General features: G+C 62.3%; 16 protein-coding genes. 7 read left to right on the forward strand and 9 right to left on the reverse strand.

From position 1 onward, the window contains the following. Window positions 1-13: 13 nt before the first annotated feature. From IVB01_RS12685 to IVB01_RS12705, 5 genes are all read right to left on the reverse strand, one after another. Window positions 14-388: a hypothetical protein gene (locus IVB01_RS12685; RefSeq protein ID WP_247277126.1), complete on the reverse strand. Its 375-nt coding sequence runs from the start codon at window positions 386-388 to the stop codon at window positions 14-16. A gap of 136 nt (window positions 389-524) precedes the next feature. Next, window positions 525-3683, reverse strand: coding sequence for a CusA/CzcA family heavy metal efflux RND transporter (locus tag IVB01_RS12690; RefSeq protein ID WP_247494582.1), 3159 nt, complete (start codon window positions 3681-3683; stop codon window positions 525-527). Next, window positions 3680-5119, reverse strand: a complete 1440-nt coding sequence (locus IVB01_RS12695; protein WP_247494583.1) for an efflux RND transporter periplasmic adaptor subunit — start codon at window positions 5117-5119, stop codon at window positions 3680-3682. Before IVB01_RS12695 ends, IVB01_RS12690 begins: the two co-directional genes overlap by 4 nt. Continuing rightward, on the reverse strand, window positions 5116-5514 hold the full coding sequence (locus IVB01_RS12700) for a FixH family protein (protein ID WP_247277129.1): 399 nt from the start codon (window positions 5512-5514) through the stop codon (window positions 5116-5118). The genes IVB01_RS12695 and IVB01_RS12700 overlap by 4 nt, the downstream gene beginning before the upstream one ends. A gap of 132 nt (window positions 5515-5646) precedes the next feature. Further along, a complete protein-coding gene (locus IVB01_RS12705; protein ID WP_247277130.1) occupies window positions 5647-6021 on the reverse strand; it encodes a hypothetical protein in 375 nt (124 codons plus the stop codon). A 192-nt stretch (window positions 6022-6213) separates the two neighbouring features. Here IVB01_RS12705 and IVB01_RS12710 point away from each other — a divergent pair, with 192 nt between their 5' ends. Then, window positions 6214-6618, forward strand: coding sequence for a hypothetical protein (locus tag IVB01_RS12710; protein ID WP_247277131.1), 405 nt, complete (start codon window positions 6214-6216; stop codon window positions 6616-6618). Between the two features lie 10 nt (window positions 6619-6628). Beyond that, a complete protein-coding gene (locus IVB01_RS12715) occupies window positions 6629-7522 on the forward strand; it encodes a hypothetical protein (RefSeq protein ID WP_247277132.1) in 894 nt (297 codons plus the stop codon). Window positions 7523-7585: 63 nt separating this feature from the next. On the opposite strand, the gene pepT is transcribed toward IVB01_RS12715, so the two are convergent. The 3 genes from pepT to IVB01_RS12730 all read right to left on the reverse strand — a co-directional run bounded on the left by pepT (window position 7586) and on the right by IVB01_RS12730 (window position 10090). Then, entirely contained in the window at window positions 7586-8836 is a 1251-nt protein-coding gene (pepT, locus tag IVB01_RS12720) for a peptidase T (protein WP_247277133.1), read from the reverse strand. 104 nt (window positions 8837-8940) lie between these two features. Continuing rightward, window positions 8941-9240, reverse strand: coding sequence for an HU family DNA-binding protein (locus IVB01_RS12725; protein WP_247277134.1), 300 nt, complete (start codon window positions 9238-9240; stop codon window positions 8941-8943). 478 nt (window positions 9241-9718) lie between these two features. Further along, a complete protein-coding gene (locus tag IVB01_RS12730) occupies window positions 9719-10090 on the reverse strand; it encodes a cupin domain-containing protein (protein ID WP_247277135.1) in 372 nt (123 codons plus the stop codon). Window positions 10091-10485: 395 nt separating this feature from the next. Between IVB01_RS12730 and IVB01_RS12735 the strand changes: the two genes are divergently transcribed. The 3 genes from IVB01_RS12735 (at window position 10486) to IVB01_RS12745 (ending at window position 12986) form a co-directional block, all read left to right on the forward strand. Next, window positions 10486-10875, forward strand: a complete 390-nt coding sequence (locus IVB01_RS12735) for a helix-turn-helix domain-containing protein (RefSeq protein ID WP_247277136.1) — start codon at window positions 10486-10488, stop codon at window positions 10873-10875. Beyond that, entirely contained in the window at window positions 10856-12007 is a 1152-nt protein-coding gene (locus tag IVB01_RS12740) for a hypothetical protein (RefSeq protein ID WP_247277137.1), read from the forward strand. The genes IVB01_RS12735 and IVB01_RS12740 overlap by 20 nt, the downstream gene beginning before the upstream one ends. 271 nt (window positions 12008-12278) lie before the next feature. Next, window positions 12279-12986 (forward strand): hypothetical protein, encoded by a 708-nt coding sequence (locus IVB01_RS12745; protein ID WP_247277138.1) that lies wholly within the window; start codon window positions 12279-12281, stop codon window positions 12984-12986. A gap of 7 nt (window positions 12987-12993) precedes the next feature. On the opposite strand, the gene IVB01_RS12750 is transcribed toward IVB01_RS12745, so the two are convergent. Beyond that, a complete protein-coding gene (locus IVB01_RS12750; RefSeq protein WP_247277139.1) occupies window positions 12994-13389 on the reverse strand; it encodes a response regulator in 396 nt (131 codons plus the stop codon). A gap of 387 nt (window positions 13390-13776) precedes the next feature. Here IVB01_RS12750 and IVB01_RS12755 point away from each other — a divergent pair, with 387 nt between their 5' ends. Continuing rightward, window positions 13777-14313, forward strand: a complete 537-nt coding sequence (locus tag IVB01_RS12755) for a hypothetical protein (protein WP_247277140.1) — start codon at window positions 13777-13779, stop codon at window positions 14311-14313. Beyond that, on the forward strand, window positions 14313-14897 hold the full coding sequence (locus tag IVB01_RS12760; protein WP_247277141.1) for a hypothetical protein: 585 nt from the start codon (window positions 14313-14315) through the stop codon (window positions 14895-14897). Before IVB01_RS12755 ends, IVB01_RS12760 begins: the two co-directional genes overlap by 1 nt. Window positions 14898-14956: the final 59 nt, after the last annotated feature.

Raw genomic sequence — 14956 nt, forward strand, 5'->3', positions numbered from 1 at the left:
CCGACCAATCCGTTCAGGCAATGTGTTTGGGAGGCGGCGAGTCGGTATCGGGAATAATTCCGGCGAGCCGGGGTCCACGCTGCGGGCGCGATGCAGACGCGAGCGCGACGGATGCGGCGGATAGCGCCGGCTGCGCCACCGTCACCGAGAAGCAGCCGTGGCAATGGTGTCCGCCGATCACCTTGTGGTCGCCGTGGCCTGCGGTGCCATCGAGAATCGAAGCGATGTCCGAGCCGCCGGACGGGCTGGTCACATTGATGTCATGAGTGCCGTGGAGCGCGCCGGACAGCAGGTACATGACCGTGACAAACACAGCCACGAGCCCACGCCAATTGCGCGTGTGCCTGAGTCTGAGGGGCCGGCGGTTCAAGACCACGAATTTACTCATCCTGTCGATCAGGCTGGCCTACCACAGCGATGGGAACAGTGTCGACCCGCAACAATGTTCCGTATGGGAACTCAACGTCGCAGCCGCACAGGCACTCGCGCGGCTGCGACCATTCGCATCGTCGACGGCTACGGCTTCATTCAGCGGCCTCCGCAATGTGGACAGGCATGACGGCGTCCCCGGCCGAATCCAGTCCAAGACCCTTCACCAGGGCGAAGATCGCGGGGATCACGATCAGCGTCAGCAGGGCGGACGAGATCATGCCGCCGATCATGGGCACGGCGATGCGCTGCATGATCTCCGAGCCGGTGCCGGTGCTCCACATGATCGGCAGCAGGCCGGCCATGATCGCGACCACCGTCATCATCTTCGGGCGGACGCGCTCAACGGCGCCCTCCATGATGGCGGCGTAGAGATCCGCGCGCGTCAGCATGCGGTCCGCGAGCGCGCAGCGCGCTTTGGTCGCCGCGAGCGCGTGGTTGAGATAGATCAGCATTACGACGCCGGTTTCGGCTGCCACGCCCGCCAGCGCGATGAAGCCGACGGCGACCGCGACCGATAGGTTGAAGCCGAGCCACCACATCAGCCAGAGGCCGCCGACCAGGGCGAAGGGCAGCGAGAGCATGACGATCATGGTGTCGGTGACCGAGCGGAAGTTGAGATAGAGCAGCAGGAAGATGATCAGCAGCGTCACCGGCACCACGATCTTGAGCCGCGCGGTGGCGCGTTCGAGATATTCGAACTGCCCGCTCCAAACCAGATAATAGCCGGGCGGGAATTCGATGCTTGCCTGCACGGCGTGCCGGGCATCGGCGACATAGCCGCCGAGATCGCGGTCGCGAATGTCGACGTAAATATAGGTCGCAAGCTGGCCGTTTTCGGTTCGGATCGAGGTCGGCCCGCGTGCCGGCGTTACGCTCGCGACCTCACCGAGAGGGACGGCGCCGCCTGATGGCATCGGCACCAGGATGTCGCTGCTGATCGCCTTCGGATTGTCGCGCAGGTCGCGCGGGTAGCGCATATTGACCGTGAAGCGCTGACGCCCCTCCACCGTCGTCGTCACGGTCTGGCCCCCGAGTGCGGTCGCGATCGTGTCCTGCACGTCCTGCACCATGATGCCGTAGCGCGACAGCGCCTCGCGGTTCGGCGTGATCTCGAGGTAGTAACCACCGAGGCCGCGCTCGGCATAGGCCGACGAGGTGCCGGGGACCGCCTTGAGCACCTGCTCGACCTGCTTTGCAAGCTTGTCGATGCCGGCGAGATCGGTGCCGATGACCTTGACGCCGACGGGCGTTCGGATGCCGGTCGAGAGCATGTCGATGCGGGCCTTGATCGGCATGGTCCAGGCGTTGGAGACGCCAGGAAACTGCAAGGCCTTGTCCATCTCGGCGACCAGACTGTCGACAGTCACGCCCGCGCGCCACTCAGCCTTCGGCTTCAGGTTGACGATGGTCTCGAACATTTCCGGTGGGGCAGGGTCGGTTGCAGTCGCCGCGCGCCCAGCCTTGCCGTAGACCGAGGCAACCTCTGGAAACGAGCGGATGATGCGGTCCTGTATCTGCATCAGCTCGGTGGCCTTGGTCACGGAAATGCCGGGTAGCGTCGTCGGCATGTAGAGCAGGGTGCCTTCGTTGAGGTTGGGCATGAACTCGGTACCGAGCCGCCCGGCCGGCCAGACCGACACCGCGAGCACGCCGAGCGCGAGCAGGATCACGGGGATCTTGGCGCGCAGCACACCTGAGATCACCGGGCGGTAAATCCAGATCAGGAAGCGGTTGATCGGATTCTTGTGCTCCGGAATGATCTTGCCGCGGACGAAGATCACCATCAGCGCCGGGACCAATGTCACCGAGAGCAGCGCCGCCGCGGCCATCGCAAAGGTCTTGGTGAAGGCGAGCGGGCTGAACAGCCGTCCCTCTTGCGATTCCAGCGTGAAGATCGGCATGAACGACACGGTGATGATCAGGAGACTGAAGAACAGGGCGGGCCCGACTTCCACCGCAGCGTCGATCAGGATCGCGAGCCGCGAGCGCCCGGGCTCGGCGCGTTCGAGATGCTTGTGGGCGTTCTCGATCATGACGATGGCGGCATCGATCATGGCACCGATTGCGATCGCAATTCCGCCGAGACTCATGATGTTGGAGCCGATCCCGAGCAGTTTCATGGCACCAAAAGCCATCAGAACGCCCACGGGAAGCATCAGGACCGCGACCAGTGCGCTGCGGACATGCAACAGGAACACGATGCAGACGAGGGCGACGACGATGCTCTCCTCGATCAGCGTATGCCTCAGCGTATCGATCGCGGCGTAGATCAGGTTCGAGCGGTCGTAGACCGGAACGATCTCGACCGATTTCGGCAGGCTGGTTGCGATCTCCCTGAAGCGCTTCTTGACGTTCTCGATCACGTCGAGCGCGTTCACGCCAAAACGCTGGAGCACGATGCCGCTCGCAACCTCGCCCTCGCCATTGAACTCGGCGATGCCGCGCCGCTCGTCGGGACCGAGCTCGACGCGGGCGACGTCGCGGAGCTTGACCGGTGTGCCGTTGTCGGCCTTCAGCACGATGTCGCCGAGATCCTCGATGCCCCTAAGATAGCCCTTGCCCCGGATGACATATTCGAACTCGGACAGCTCGACGGTGCGGCCGCCGACATCGGCATTGCTGGCGCGGATCGCCTCGCGCATCTTCTGCATGGTGATGCCGAGGTCGCGCATGCGCTGCGGATCGAGGATGACGTTGTACTGCTTGACGAAGCCGCCGACGCCGGCGACCTCCGCGACGCCTTCGGCCCTGGCCAGGGCGAATTTCAGGTTCCAGTCCTGGATGGTCCTGGTCTCCGCGAGGTTCAGCTCTTTCGACATCACGGCGTATTGGTAGACCCAGCCGACGCCGGTAGCGTCCGGGCCGACCGTCGGCGCCACGCCGGCCGGCAGCCGCGATGCCGCCCCGTTGAGGAATTCGAGCACGCGCGAGCGCGCCCAGTAGATGTCGGTGCCGTCCTCGAAGATGACATAGACGAAGGAGACGCCGAAAAAGGAGAATCCGCGCACCACCTTCGATTTCGGCACCGTCAGCATCGCCGTGGCGAGGGGATAGGTGACCTGGTCCTCGATCACCTGCGGCGCCTGTCCCTGATATTCGGTGTAGACGATGACCTGGGTGTCGGAGAGATCGGGAATGGCGTCGAGCGGCAGATGAACGAGGGCATAGAGGCCCGCGGCGGCGGCAAAGCCAGCGCCGAACAGCACCAGCAGCAGGTTGCGTGCCGACCATGCGATGAGGCGCGCGATCATGGCCTGGCTCCCATCGCCTTGTCGCCGGCTTGCGCCGTGCCGGCTTCGGTGAAGCCTTTCAGCGCGGCCTTCAGATTGCTCTCGGCATCGATCAGGAAGTTGGCGGAGGTGACGACGGCGTCGCCCTCGGCAAGGCCGTCGCGGATTTCGACATAGCCGTCGCCGCGCCGTCCGGGCTTGACCTCGCGCGGCTCGAATCGGCCCTGGCCCTTGTCGACCAGCACGGCCTGTCGGCTGCCGGTGTCCAGCAGCGCGCTCTCGGCGACGCTGAGCACCGGCACCGGTGTGCCGGTGTCGATCTCGGCGTCGACATACATGTCGGGAAGCAAAGCGAGATCGGCATTCGCCAGCTCAATTCGCACTCGCGCCGTGCGCGTCTCCTTGTTCACCTGCGGATAGATCACGCTGATCAGGCCCTTGAAGTCCCGCCCGGGATGGCTGCGGGCCCGCACCGTCACGGGCTGGCCGACCGCGACATTGCCGAGATCGCGTTCGGCCACATCGACGGTCGCCCAGACCTGCGAGATGTCGGCGATGCGGAACAGCACGTCCCCGGGCTGGGCACGCATGCCCTCGATGGCGTTGCGCTGAAGCACGATGCCATCGCGCGGCGACGACCACTGAATGGTGATCGGCAGGGCGTGGCTCTTCTCCATTTCGACGATGACGGGTTCGGGGACGTCGAGATTGATCAGGCGCTGCCGGGAGCCGCGGCCATAGGGCTCGATGCCCCCCGTCGTCTTCGAGGTGATCGTCGCGAGATATTCGGCGGCTGCCGACGCGACGGCGGAGCTGTAGATCTCCATCAGCGGCTGGCCTTTGGTGACGCGGCTGCCCGTGGTGACGTCGGCCACCTTCTGCACAAAACTGTCAGCGCGCATCGCGACCAGCGAGACCCGGCGTTCATCGAGCTGGATCGTGCCGGGCGCGCGCAGCAGCATTCTGATCCGGCGCAGTTCGGCCGGTTCGGATTTGACGCCGCTACGCTGAATCTTGCCGGGCGACAGTTTCACCGAACCGTCGTCGCTGTCCTCGCCTTCGTAGACGGGAATGTAATCCATCCCCATCGAGTCCTTCTTCGGCACCAGCGAGGTGTCTGGCAGGCCCATCGGGTTGCGGTAATATTTGATCTTGCGATCGCCCTTGGCGTCAGCCGTTACGACCCTGGGCGATTCGTCCGGCTCGTCGAAGCTGATGTCCTCGTTCGCCCGCACGGCGCGATAGTCGCGGCCGTCGGCCGTCTTCTTCGGGGTGAGCGAGTAGAACGGCCTGCCGTCCGGATCCCGGAAATAGATCGGTGCGCCCGTGTCCGCCTGCGCGGCGAAGGTCAGCGAGCTTGACCCCGACTGAGGCTGCATGGCGCGGCCGCCAATCAGCGCGACAGCGGCCGCCGCGAAAATCGCAGCGGCACTGCCTGTAACGGCGAGGCGGGTCATTTCTCGGCCGTGACGACGAGCTTGTTTTCGACCGTGCCAGTCTCGCCCTGCACCTTGGCGCCCAGTGAGAGCTGCCAGCGTCCGGCCATGCTGAAATTGGCCTTGAAGCGATAGGTCCCGGGTTCGGTGCCCGGCAGCGGCGTGAGCTTGGTGACCATCTCCTGCATGCCGTCAGGCGCCATGTCGAGCCGAGTGGCGAAGATCACCGCATCGGGTATCGCCTTGCCGCTGGTCTTGTCGACCAGCCGCACGGTTACGATGCGATCGGCCCCCGTCTTGATGGTCGGTTGAACTAGTTGGAATTCGTAGTTCTTGATCTCGGCCTGAGCGCTCCCCGTGAGCACAGCACCGATCAGCGCGGCCAGAGCGGTGCGCGCGAGCTTGGTCGTCGTCATGATTTATAGTTCCTCGATGGGTCTGATGGAGCCGCCGGAGCTGCACGCGGCGAGCCGGGATGCAGCCAATCGGCAGGCAATGGCGTGCGCGCCGATGTCGGCGCGCACGATCATCAGGCGCGTCAGCGCCAATCAGGCCCGGGTTCGAGGAGGATGGTCGGGTGGCTTGGCGGCGAGCCCGTCGCGCAGGCGGTCATTGCGCGGCGCGAGCGCGCTCCTCTGCGGCTGCCGCTCGATCATCGTGCTCGCTCCGAACGGAGCGGAGAGCGACAGGCTCAGCATGCACAATGCGACGAACGGACAGGAACCGCAGGCCTTGCTCTTGGTCTGATCCGGGCAGCAGGGCATGTCTTCGGACATGCCTTGCGTGTCGTCTGACATTGCGGGCATGCTGGCAACAGCACCGGATACCGGCATGGCGGATGCAGGCGTCGCCAGCGGCGCGAGCAGGAGCCCGGCTGCCACCAGCAGCATCACCACAGCGTTGGCGAACGGTCTCACGGACATGCCTCATTGTCGCACGGCGGAGCGGAACCTGCAAACCGGCCGGGCATCACGACTTGGCCATTCGTTTGCGTGCCTTGTGCAAAGGAGCCTCCGGCAATCGGGCGTTAACCAGCGCGGAGGCCCCGTTACCGCGACGAGATCGTTCGGCAGATCGCAAGAAGTCGCGGCTCGACCGTGATGGTGGAAACGGGGATGGCCTTTTCCCGGAATGCGCATTTGCCTGATACAGCCAGGCTGTTCTGCGGTCCACGCGGCGCTCCCGATCCGGAAGGTTCCGCCGACCGCATTTCATCATCTGCCCTCGGCGTCGTTAACCCAGCAAGAGACCTCAAAGCCGGCCCTAAGCGCAAAGGCCCCAGCCCGGGACTGACCGGCTGGGGCCTCATGTGCTCACAATCTTCATCCTTGGGACTCGCGCAGACAATGCGCATCTCGCCGATCCGTTCCATGGCAGATGACAAATTTGGAACGTTCCTCATTCCTTGTGATTACCGAGCAGAGGTATCTGAGGAGGAAGGGACCATGGACGGACTGATTTATCTCATCGGCTTGATCGTCGTGATCATGGCGATCCTGTCGTTCTTCGGCCTGCGCTGAGAGAACGGCGATGGCTATTGAAACTCTCATACGGGAAGACGTCATGGAGGGCGGCGTGGCTACAGCCGACGAACGCCGGACCATCCAATGGAGCTCGGTACTTGCAGGCTCTCTCGCCGCCAGCGCAATGTCGTTCATCCTGATCGGCTTTGGCGTCGCGGTCGGCCTGGGTGTCAGCTCGGCCTCGCCGACATGGCGGGATGCCTCAGCGGCCCTTGCGTTGCTGTCCGGCTTGTATCTGATCATCCAGGCGATCGTCAGTTTTGGCTTTGGCGGTTACATCGCCGGCCGGACCGCGCGACCGGCGCCGGCACTTGCAACGATCGAGGATGATGGCGAGCGGCGGGACGGGCTGCATGGCCTGACGTCGTGGGCTCTCGCGGTGCTTCTCGGCGCCGCGCTGCTCGCGCTGCTCGGTGCAGCTGCGATCGACCGTTCGCCGATGCGCAGCTCGGCCAGCAACACTTCGGCCGCCGAACCGCTGTTGAGCTATGAGCTCGACAAGCTGTTCCGCGCGCCGCGGCGCCCGCCCAACACCGATCTGCGGGAACCCCGCGCCGAAGCGGGACGCATCCTGATGACGTCATCGAGCCACAGCGGTGTCAGCACCGACGATCGAAACTATCTCGTGCAGCAGGTGGCCGCGCTGACGGGTCTCGCGGCGCCCGACGCCGAACGACGAGTCGATGCTTCGATCGCGGATGCCAGGACAGCCATCAACCGCGCGCGGCGCAACTCGATCATCGTTGCGTTCTCGGTTGCGGCCGCGACCCTGATCGGGGCCGCAGTGGCCTGGGCGGCGGCCGCCGCCGGCGGCCGACATCGCGATGGAGAACCGCTGCCGAGCTGGATGGCGAGTGCCAACCGGTTCCATCGCAATCCGCGCGCGATGCCGGTGCCCTGATCCCAAAGCAAATGGCCGGGCATAAGCCCGGCCATTTCCGCATGCACAACCCGATAAGGGGCGCTAGGCCCGTTCTTCCCAGATCATCGCGAGATGCACGATGGTCTGCACCGCCTTCTCCATGTCCTGCCGGCTGACCCATTCGAGCCGCGAATGAAACGCGTGCTCGCCGGCGAAGATGTTGGGGCAGGGCAGGCCCATGAAGGACAGGCGCGAGCCGTCGGTGCCGCCGCGGATCGCGGTGCGCATCGGGCGCAAACCGGCGCGGCGGATCGCTTCGATGGCGTATTCGAGGACGTGGGGGTGACGGTCGATCACCTGCTTCATGTTGCGGTACTGCTCGCGCACCTCGAATTTGTAGGTCGAGCGCGGATAGTCCTTCATCACGTCCTTGACGATGTTCTCGAGCAGGACCTCCTTCTCCTTCAGCCCATCCTCGTTGAAGTCGCGGACGATGAAGGAGAGCGTCGCCTGTTCCAGCGCGCCCTCGATGCCGACCGGGTGCAGAAAGCCCTGCTTGCCTGAGGTCGTCTCCGGCGAGCAGCCTTCCTTGGGCAGCCGCTCGACGATGGCGGCGGCGATCTTGATCGCGTGCTCCATCTTGCCCTTGGCATAGCCGGGATGGGCGCTGACGCCGTTGATGGTGATGGTAGCCCCATCGGCCGAGAAAGTCTCGTCCTCGACGCAGCCGGCGCTCTCGCCGTCCATGGTGTAGCCGAAATCGGCGCCGAGCTTCTTCAGATCGACATTGTCGACGCCGCGGCCGATCTCTTCATCCGGCGTGAACAGGATCTTGATGGTGCCGTGCTTCACATCGGGATTGTTGATGAAGAAATGCGCGGCATCCATGATTTCGGCGACGCCGGCCTTGTTGTCGGCGCCTAACAACGTGGTGCCGTCGGTCGTGATGATGTCGTTGCCGATCTGGTTCTTCAGCGCAGGGTGCTCGGCGAAGCGGATCACTTGGCTGGTGTCGCCGGGCAGCACGATGTCGCCGCCGCGATAGTTCTTCACCACCTGCGGCTTGACATCCTTGCCGGTGACGTCGGGCGAGGTGTCCATGTGCGAGCAGAAACAGATCACCGGCACCTTCTTAGGTGTGTTGGCCGGGATCGTTGCATAGACATAGCCGAACTCGTCGAGATGCGCGTCCGCAACGCCCATGGCTTTGAGCTCGGCGGCGAGCACGCGGCCGAGCTCCTTCTGCTTCTCGGTCGAAGGCGAGGCCGCCGATTCCGGATCGGACTGGGTGTCGATGGTGACGTAGCGCAGGAAGCGCTCAGTCACGGTATGCGAAAAGGTGAGGGGGGACATTTCTGCTCAAACCGCCGGGTCAGGGGGAAGCTGGCGGTATACCAGAAAAGCGGGCTGCGTTGCGGACAGAACGATGTTGGGTCGGGCGTCACGAAGCGTAATTGCTAGATCGCCTCTTTCAGTTCCTTGACGGGGCGGAACGCGACCTTCCTGCTGGCCTTGATGTGGATCGGCTCGCCAGTGGCGGGATTGCGGCCGGTGCGGGCGGCGCGCTTGCGGACCTGGAGAATGCCGAGGCCGACGATCCGGACGCGGTCGCCCTTCTTCAGGTGCTTGGTGATCAGGTCGACCATGTTGGTCAGGACGGCCTCGGCGCGCTTTTTCGACAGGTCCTGGCTTTCCGCGATGTCAGCAGCGAGGTGCTTGAGCGTAATAGTGGCGGGAGCGGCTGCCTTCTTCGCCATGTCTAACCTCCTCGTTCTGGCCGGTGGCTCGGGGACACCCCTGGACCCCGCAAGTTCCTGGAGGCGTAGACGATTCGGGCGCGGCCTGACTATGCCGGCTCGAATGTCGTCCATGGCTTGCCGCAGACGCGACAGCGTCGAGAAGTTCAGGCTAAGACTATGAAGGAATTGCCAAAATGGCGCGAGAGACGGGGCTCGAACCCGCGACCTCCGGCGTGACAGGCCGGCTAAAAGGCTCCTGCCTTCAATCAGAGTTTCAACTTTCGTGGAACAAAAACGAGCCTGAAACTGGCCGAAGTTGAAACCTCGGCCGGAGTCGTCTTGAGGAGCCTGCTGCGCCGAACACAACCACACAACCGGAGAATTCACCTTTAGGTTGTTAACAGAACAAAAGAAGGCTGTAAGCACGGCTGGGCTCGAAGCCGAGGCACGCAAAGCACGCGGTCGCTTTGATACATCAGAGCCGCAGGCGGAGCGACTATTGAGCCGGCTCCATCATCGGCTTGCCCTTATCAATGATGTGGACGGTTAGCATCTTCAGGGTCTTATCGCCCGCAATCTTGAAGCCCGCATGAGGGACGTCGCGAGCGTTGATTACTGCCGCGCCAGTTGGAAACTGAATCTCCTTGCCATCGGGGAGCGCCAGTGTCGCGCCATCGAGCACGTAAACCGCCTCTTCACCGTGGTGGGTGTGGCGCGCGAGATTATTCCCTGGCGGCACGTCCACAACGCTGACGATGACTTCCATGTTGGTGCCGGTTAGATCGGCACGCTTCAATTCCTGGCGGTTGGTTTGGGCTTGGGCGGCAAAGGTGAGCACGAAAAAAAGAATGGCAGTCAGGCGGAGCATGTCACTCTCCCAAAAATGAGCGCCGTCTAGCGCTTCTCAAAAATGGCCAGTTCAGTACTGTGGCAACGCAAAAACCGTTTAAAGAGCCGCCCGCAGGCCAAACCTGGGATGGATGCGTTTAGCCGGACCGCGGACGGGCATTGAAAGGGTATGCTCGCCCAGGTCGAGGGCAATTCACGAGCCGGTGATGACCCCTTGCCAGACCTCCACTTGGTCGCCAACGAGAGCGCCGCGACCGCGCAAGTCCTGGCATTAATCTTCCGGCGGCCCTTTACCGCCGCCGCGCTCGCCTCCTATCTCCCCCAGCTTTTTCGGGCGGCCCGCTTTAGTGCCTGCCCAGCAGAGCCGCACTATTCAACAGTAACAACAATTGGGGGCCTTCATGGGCGATGTCCATGACGCTTGATCAGGTTCGGTCAGCGATGCCGTCTGGCGAGAAAGAGTGCGACCTGTACTGCAACCACAACGCCGATGTGTGGAGGACTGTACGTTGCGGTTCTGGAGGCCGGGTCGCTCATTATATTGCAAAGGCGACGCTGGCATTCGGCCATTGTGCAATCAGCCATAATGACCTGGCTGCCGCATCATTCTGTGGCCGTCGCACGATCGGCAAAGCCGTTCGAGAGCTTATCGAGAAGGGCTTTATTTCATACGAGGGGCGCACCGCGACCGGCGAGCCCATCTACAAGGCGATCTGGGGGCGTGCCGAGGCATGCGCAGCGCGATACGATTTCGTGGCTCCCGAGGATTCTCTGGAGCCAACGAATGCCCAAGAAGCAGCGTGATTTCGCGCCAACCTACTGGGTGCGCTCCAATCTTCGTGACGACATAAACGGAGATTCGAGGGTCACTCACACAGCAACTCGTTTCTTCGAGAAATTGCTTGCCTCCTACAGCTGGAAGAACGGCTATGCGGAGTGTGCTGACACGTTTATAGATCGTGACATCCCGATTTCCCTGGCCTCAATCAAGCGCGCTCGCAAACTGCTGTGCACGCTTGAACGAATTTGGATTATACGGCGCGGCGGTCGAAGGGGTGTAGTCAATCTGCCGACGCGCTATGGCATCGCGCTCTATTACCGAGGTTCAGATCGCTTCCGTGAACTCAGCGGCGGCGAGCACGCGGTGGACTTTCGCACCAGCACGGTCACCATGCCGAACGACTATCATTTGGCCGGCCGGCTAGCAGGTCCGCCCCAAGGGGCAAATGACGACCTTCCCAAGGTATCAAAAGTGCGCTCCCAAGGTATCAAAAGCGCACACCCAAGGTGTCATGGTGACCCCCAAACCCATCCTCTTACAGAGGATAATATAGGCGCCCCTAAAGGAGCGCGCCCTGTTGAGGGCGCGCAGGGTGGCGCCAAGAAAGAGGAAAGTGCGGCGCGCTGGCATGCCTCTGAGGGAGGTCGGTTTGCGAAGTGGCGCATCGTCCACGCTGAATATGTCGGCAAGAAGGGCGCAGACGATGACGAGAAAGACGTCTTGCTTGCCCACCTTCGGAGCGCACGTGGTGCCAAGTTTACATTGCGCTGCCATATCGACAGCGACGAATACGCAAGCCTTGACGATGCTTTAGGCGTGGATGGCGAACCTGAGAGGTTGGCAAACCAAGAAGTGATGATGTCAACCGGAAATGCTGCAAAGACTTTCCGTAGATCTGCACCACTCCCATGGTGCGAGGTGACAATCCTGTCTGGTGAGTCTGATGAAGACGGTAGCGCACGTGTTCGGGTGGAGTTTCACGACAATCACGGGGGCGAGTCGACGATGAACCTGTCAGCAGAAGCAGCAGCGGCGCTTGCGGCCGAATGCGGCGGGGAAGATCGGTCAGTCGGATCTCGCGTCCGGTACCGGATCATGCCGGACGATTCATACGAGTGGAGGCTTGTCGTCGCGGCCAGCCGAACGGCGGCCTGACCGGGGGGCCATCCTGATCCCTTTCGCAAGCCGCCCCGCTTACCGGCCGCCCACTCGCGCGCTAAATCCCGCAGATATCGAGGAAAATTTTCACCGGTGACGCGAACTGAAAACCTGCGGCGTCGCGTCCGCAAGTGCACATACCGGTAGGAGGCGTGGTGGGCTGAGAGTGTCAATCCACCCCCGTTCAGCATTCGATCCGGCGGCAACAGCCGGACGAAACCAAGAGCCGATAACGGCCAAGCAATATGCACTGTTACGTCGAGACCTTATGAAACACGCAAACGATAACGGCCCCATTCAGGCCGACGACTTCACCGACCTTGCAGCCCGCCGTGCCTGGCTGGAGACTGCACCAGCTACGCACGCTGCACACCGTGAGCAGTCCCCCTGCGCAACGTGGGCGAAGCGGGAGAAAGACGAGGTCACGTTCATGGGCCTCAGACTATGGCGCGCCTTGAACGAGCCGCCGCGCCTTGCCGCCAATGATAACGATGCGCCGGACGAGGAGGGTGCGGATGCCGGCGGGCAGCCCGTACTGCTCAACATGGATAGAGAGCTGGTCGACGTCAGCGCCAAGCAGCTCAAATACGCGGCGGAGCATGGCATGGTTCGCTGGCAGGGCGCCAAGCTCGTGAAGGTCTGGAGCGGACGCAAATGGGTTAGCCCGGACGCCAAGTTCGGCAAGGTGCGCACGCGCAAAATCGAGAAAGCCGACACCGAGCATTTTGACGCCGAAATGCCCGACGCTCAGACGGAGTTGGCTCGGGCGCAGGATACTGAGAGGTTGCGCAGCCGGCTGGGGCACAAGGTGTGCACTGTGCTGGATATGGCCTCAGGCGACAGCACGCTTGCGGAGATAGGCGAGTATCTGGGCTTTGCTGGCCAATACGCGCAGCGATCGGCCTCCAAGGAAGTGCGGGCGGCTGTCGCTGCGCTGAACGTGGCCATGGCTGAGGGTGAGCGCGCCGCAGCTTGACGGGGCCTTACTCTGCCGGGGGAATGGGGGTTGCATTCAGCAGATTGGAAATGGCTGTAACCAACTGCGCCGGCGCAAATGGTTTGGCGAGGAGAAGGCTATTTGGAACGCCGTGTATCGGCCATTTGTCGGCGCTAGCGCCTGACATGTAGACGACGGGGAAATTAGGGTCGATGGCTCTTGCACATCTTGCTACCTCCCAGCCGTCCACGGTGCCGGCGAGGTTGATATCCGTGACTAGCGCGCGATATTTGCTGTTGGTCCCCTGCAGCAGTGTAACCGCTTCCTCACCCGTGGCTGCGACCTCCGCTTCATAGCCGCCGTCAACAAGAGCGTCTTCAACAAGCGCCCAAATTAGCTGCTCGTCTTCCACGACCAGAATGGCAAGCGATAGCTCTGACACAGACGCGCTCCCCGACAGCCCTCAACATGACGCGCAGCAAGTAGAAAAGTTCCAATGCGCAAAAGTGAACTTAGGCCATTTTTGGCCACTGTGGTCGGCGCGGGTCCGCATCTAGACCTCCGGGGGAAGAGACGTGGGCCGGCAATGGGAAACACCACCTCAAATTTCCAATGGTTGAGTGCTAGCGTCCCATTCCGACCGGACGTGTACGCTCGCAATCGCTCCAAGCTCTATAGTCCTTATAGGCAGAGTTTCTGCCCTTACGTGACGTGCACCACTGTGCCGGTTTCGGCCGGCGTCCTTTTTTCCGGCCTAGAGCCGTGAAGCCGCTAGTCGGCCAATTCCAACAACCGTCTATTCGACATTTTTCATTGAGGAGAAGAAAACGTGGCGAAACTCGCCGACGTCCTCGCCGCAGTTGACTCCCTCGGATTCGACGCTGCGCGAGTCAAACACGTGGCACGCCGTCTTAGTGAGGCGGGAAAGATCCCGGCTGGTGGCCCAGCAAGATCACCAGAGTTGAGTGAAGATGACGTCTTGCGGCTCGTCATGGCTGTGGCCACCTCGCCGAAACTTCGGCAAGCAGAAATGTCTGTCGATACCTACGGAGCGTTGACGCCGGTCGGCACGTGTCTTGCTGGCGATGCACCGGATTCTATTCCGCGAAATGCCGCCGATGCAATCGCAGTCGAAGTCGAGATGGCCCGTAGGGGCGATACGAAGGCGCGGCATTCCTTCCTCAGCTTCGTCCGATCGTGGCCGGAAATCGTGATCGAACGCCGTGGCGATCCCGTTGTGCGGTTCCGCCAGCCGGGTACGAACGCTGCCCATTGGGCACACGACGGCCACAGGACAGCCACCACGATTCCGGTCGCTGCTGTCGCCGACATTCTTGATCTGTTGTTTGGAAAGGTTGCTGCCTGATGGCTCTCCTAAAGAAGAAACCCGCCGACGAATTCATTGTTCCGAGCCTAGCTGACTCTAGCCCTGAATTCGCCGCCCTGATCGCAAAGAGGCAGGAGCTGGAGCAGAATTACGCGAAGCTCAACACCGAGCGCTCTAAACTTCTTGAAGAGATCAAGGCCGCTAAAGCGGCTGGAGGGGAGCACCTGAATAGTAGTGTCGCCCGAATTCTTGGTGATGCCGCGAAAGGCAGCATCGGAGAGCTGTCGAAGCGACTTCGCGACATCGTAACTGAGATGAGCAACATTGAAGATGCTCGGGAGGTGTTGTACCGCCGCACCGGCGAGGCGCGAGACAAAGCCAGCAAGATTGTCTGCAGCGCGGTACGACATGAATATAAGCGCCGTCTCGCTGCGCTGTGTGACGCCGCGCGCGCATTGGAAGCGGCTCGCGAAGACCATGATGCGCTAATTGATGACCTAGAGCGTGAAGACGTGCGCCTCGGCTATCTGGCGCCGATTACGCCACACTTCATGGGCGATCGCCGCGAGGGCAGGATTTTCCATTTTCTGAAGGAAGTGAGAGAGAAGGGTTACAATGTCTAACGGATCAGAGCGCACCTCCGACGCTGGCGATCGAAAGCCTGTGCGTCGCAGCGTCAAGT

This window comes from Bradyrhizobium sp. 164 (genome assembly GCF_023073715.1).
Taxonomy (GTDB): domain Bacteria; phylum Pseudomonadota; class Alphaproteobacteria; order Rhizobiales; family Xanthobacteraceae; genus Bradyrhizobium.

What these genes read in the sequence shown, in the direction of transcription:
- IVB01_RS12685 (WP_247277126.1), bottom strand. Translation starts at nt 388, where the DNA reads ATGAGTAAATTCGTGGTCTTGAACCGCCGGCCCCTCAGACTCAGGCAC.
- IVB01_RS12690 (WP_247494582.1), bottom strand. Translation starts at nt 3,683, where the DNA reads ATGATCGCGCGCCTCATCGCATGGTCGGCACGCAACCTGCTGCTGGTG.
- IVB01_RS12695 (WP_247494583.1), bottom strand. Translation starts at nt 5,119, where the DNA reads ATGACCCGCCTCGCCGTTACAGGCAGTGCCGCTGCGATTTTCGCGGCG.
- IVB01_RS12700 (WP_247277129.1), bottom strand. Translation starts at nt 5,514, where the DNA reads ATGACGACGACCAAGCTCGCGCGCACCGCTCTGGCCGCGCTGATCGGT.
- IVB01_RS12705 (WP_247277130.1), bottom strand. Translation starts at nt 6,021, where the DNA reads ATGTCCGTGAGACCGTTCGCCAACGCTGTGGTGATGCTGCTGGTGGCA.
- IVB01_RS12710 (WP_247277131.1), top strand. Translation starts at nt 6,214, where the DNA reads ATGGCCTTTTCCCGGAATGCGCATTTGCCTGATACAGCCAGGCTGTTC.
- IVB01_RS12715 (WP_247277132.1), top strand. Translation starts at nt 6,629, where the DNA reads ATGGCTATTGAAACTCTCATACGGGAAGACGTCATGGAGGGCGGCGTG.
- pepT (WP_247277133.1), bottom strand. Translation starts at nt 8,836, where the DNA reads ATGTCCCCCCTCACCTTTTCGCATACCGTGACTGAGCGCTTCCTGCGC.
- IVB01_RS12725 (WP_247277134.1), bottom strand. Translation starts at nt 9,240, where the DNA reads ATGGCGAAGAAGGCAGCCGCTCCCGCCACTATTACGCTCAAGCACCTC.
- IVB01_RS12730 (WP_247277135.1), bottom strand. Translation starts at nt 10,090, where the DNA reads ATGCTCCGCCTGACTGCCATTCTTTTTTTCGTGCTCACCTTTGCCGCC.
- IVB01_RS12735 (WP_247277136.1), top strand. Translation starts at nt 10,486, where the DNA reads ATGACGCTTGATCAGGTTCGGTCAGCGATGCCGTCTGGCGAGAAAGAG.
- IVB01_RS12740 (WP_247277137.1), top strand. Translation starts at nt 10,856, where the DNA reads ATGCCCAAGAAGCAGCGTGATTTCGCGCCAACCTACTGGGTGCGCTCC.
- IVB01_RS12745 (WP_247277138.1), top strand. Translation starts at nt 12,279, where the DNA reads ATGAAACACGCAAACGATAACGGCCCCATTCAGGCCGACGACTTCACC.
- IVB01_RS12760 (WP_247277141.1), top strand. Translation starts at nt 14,313, where the DNA reads ATGGCTCTCCTAAAGAAGAAACCCGCCGACGAATTCATTGTTCCGAGC.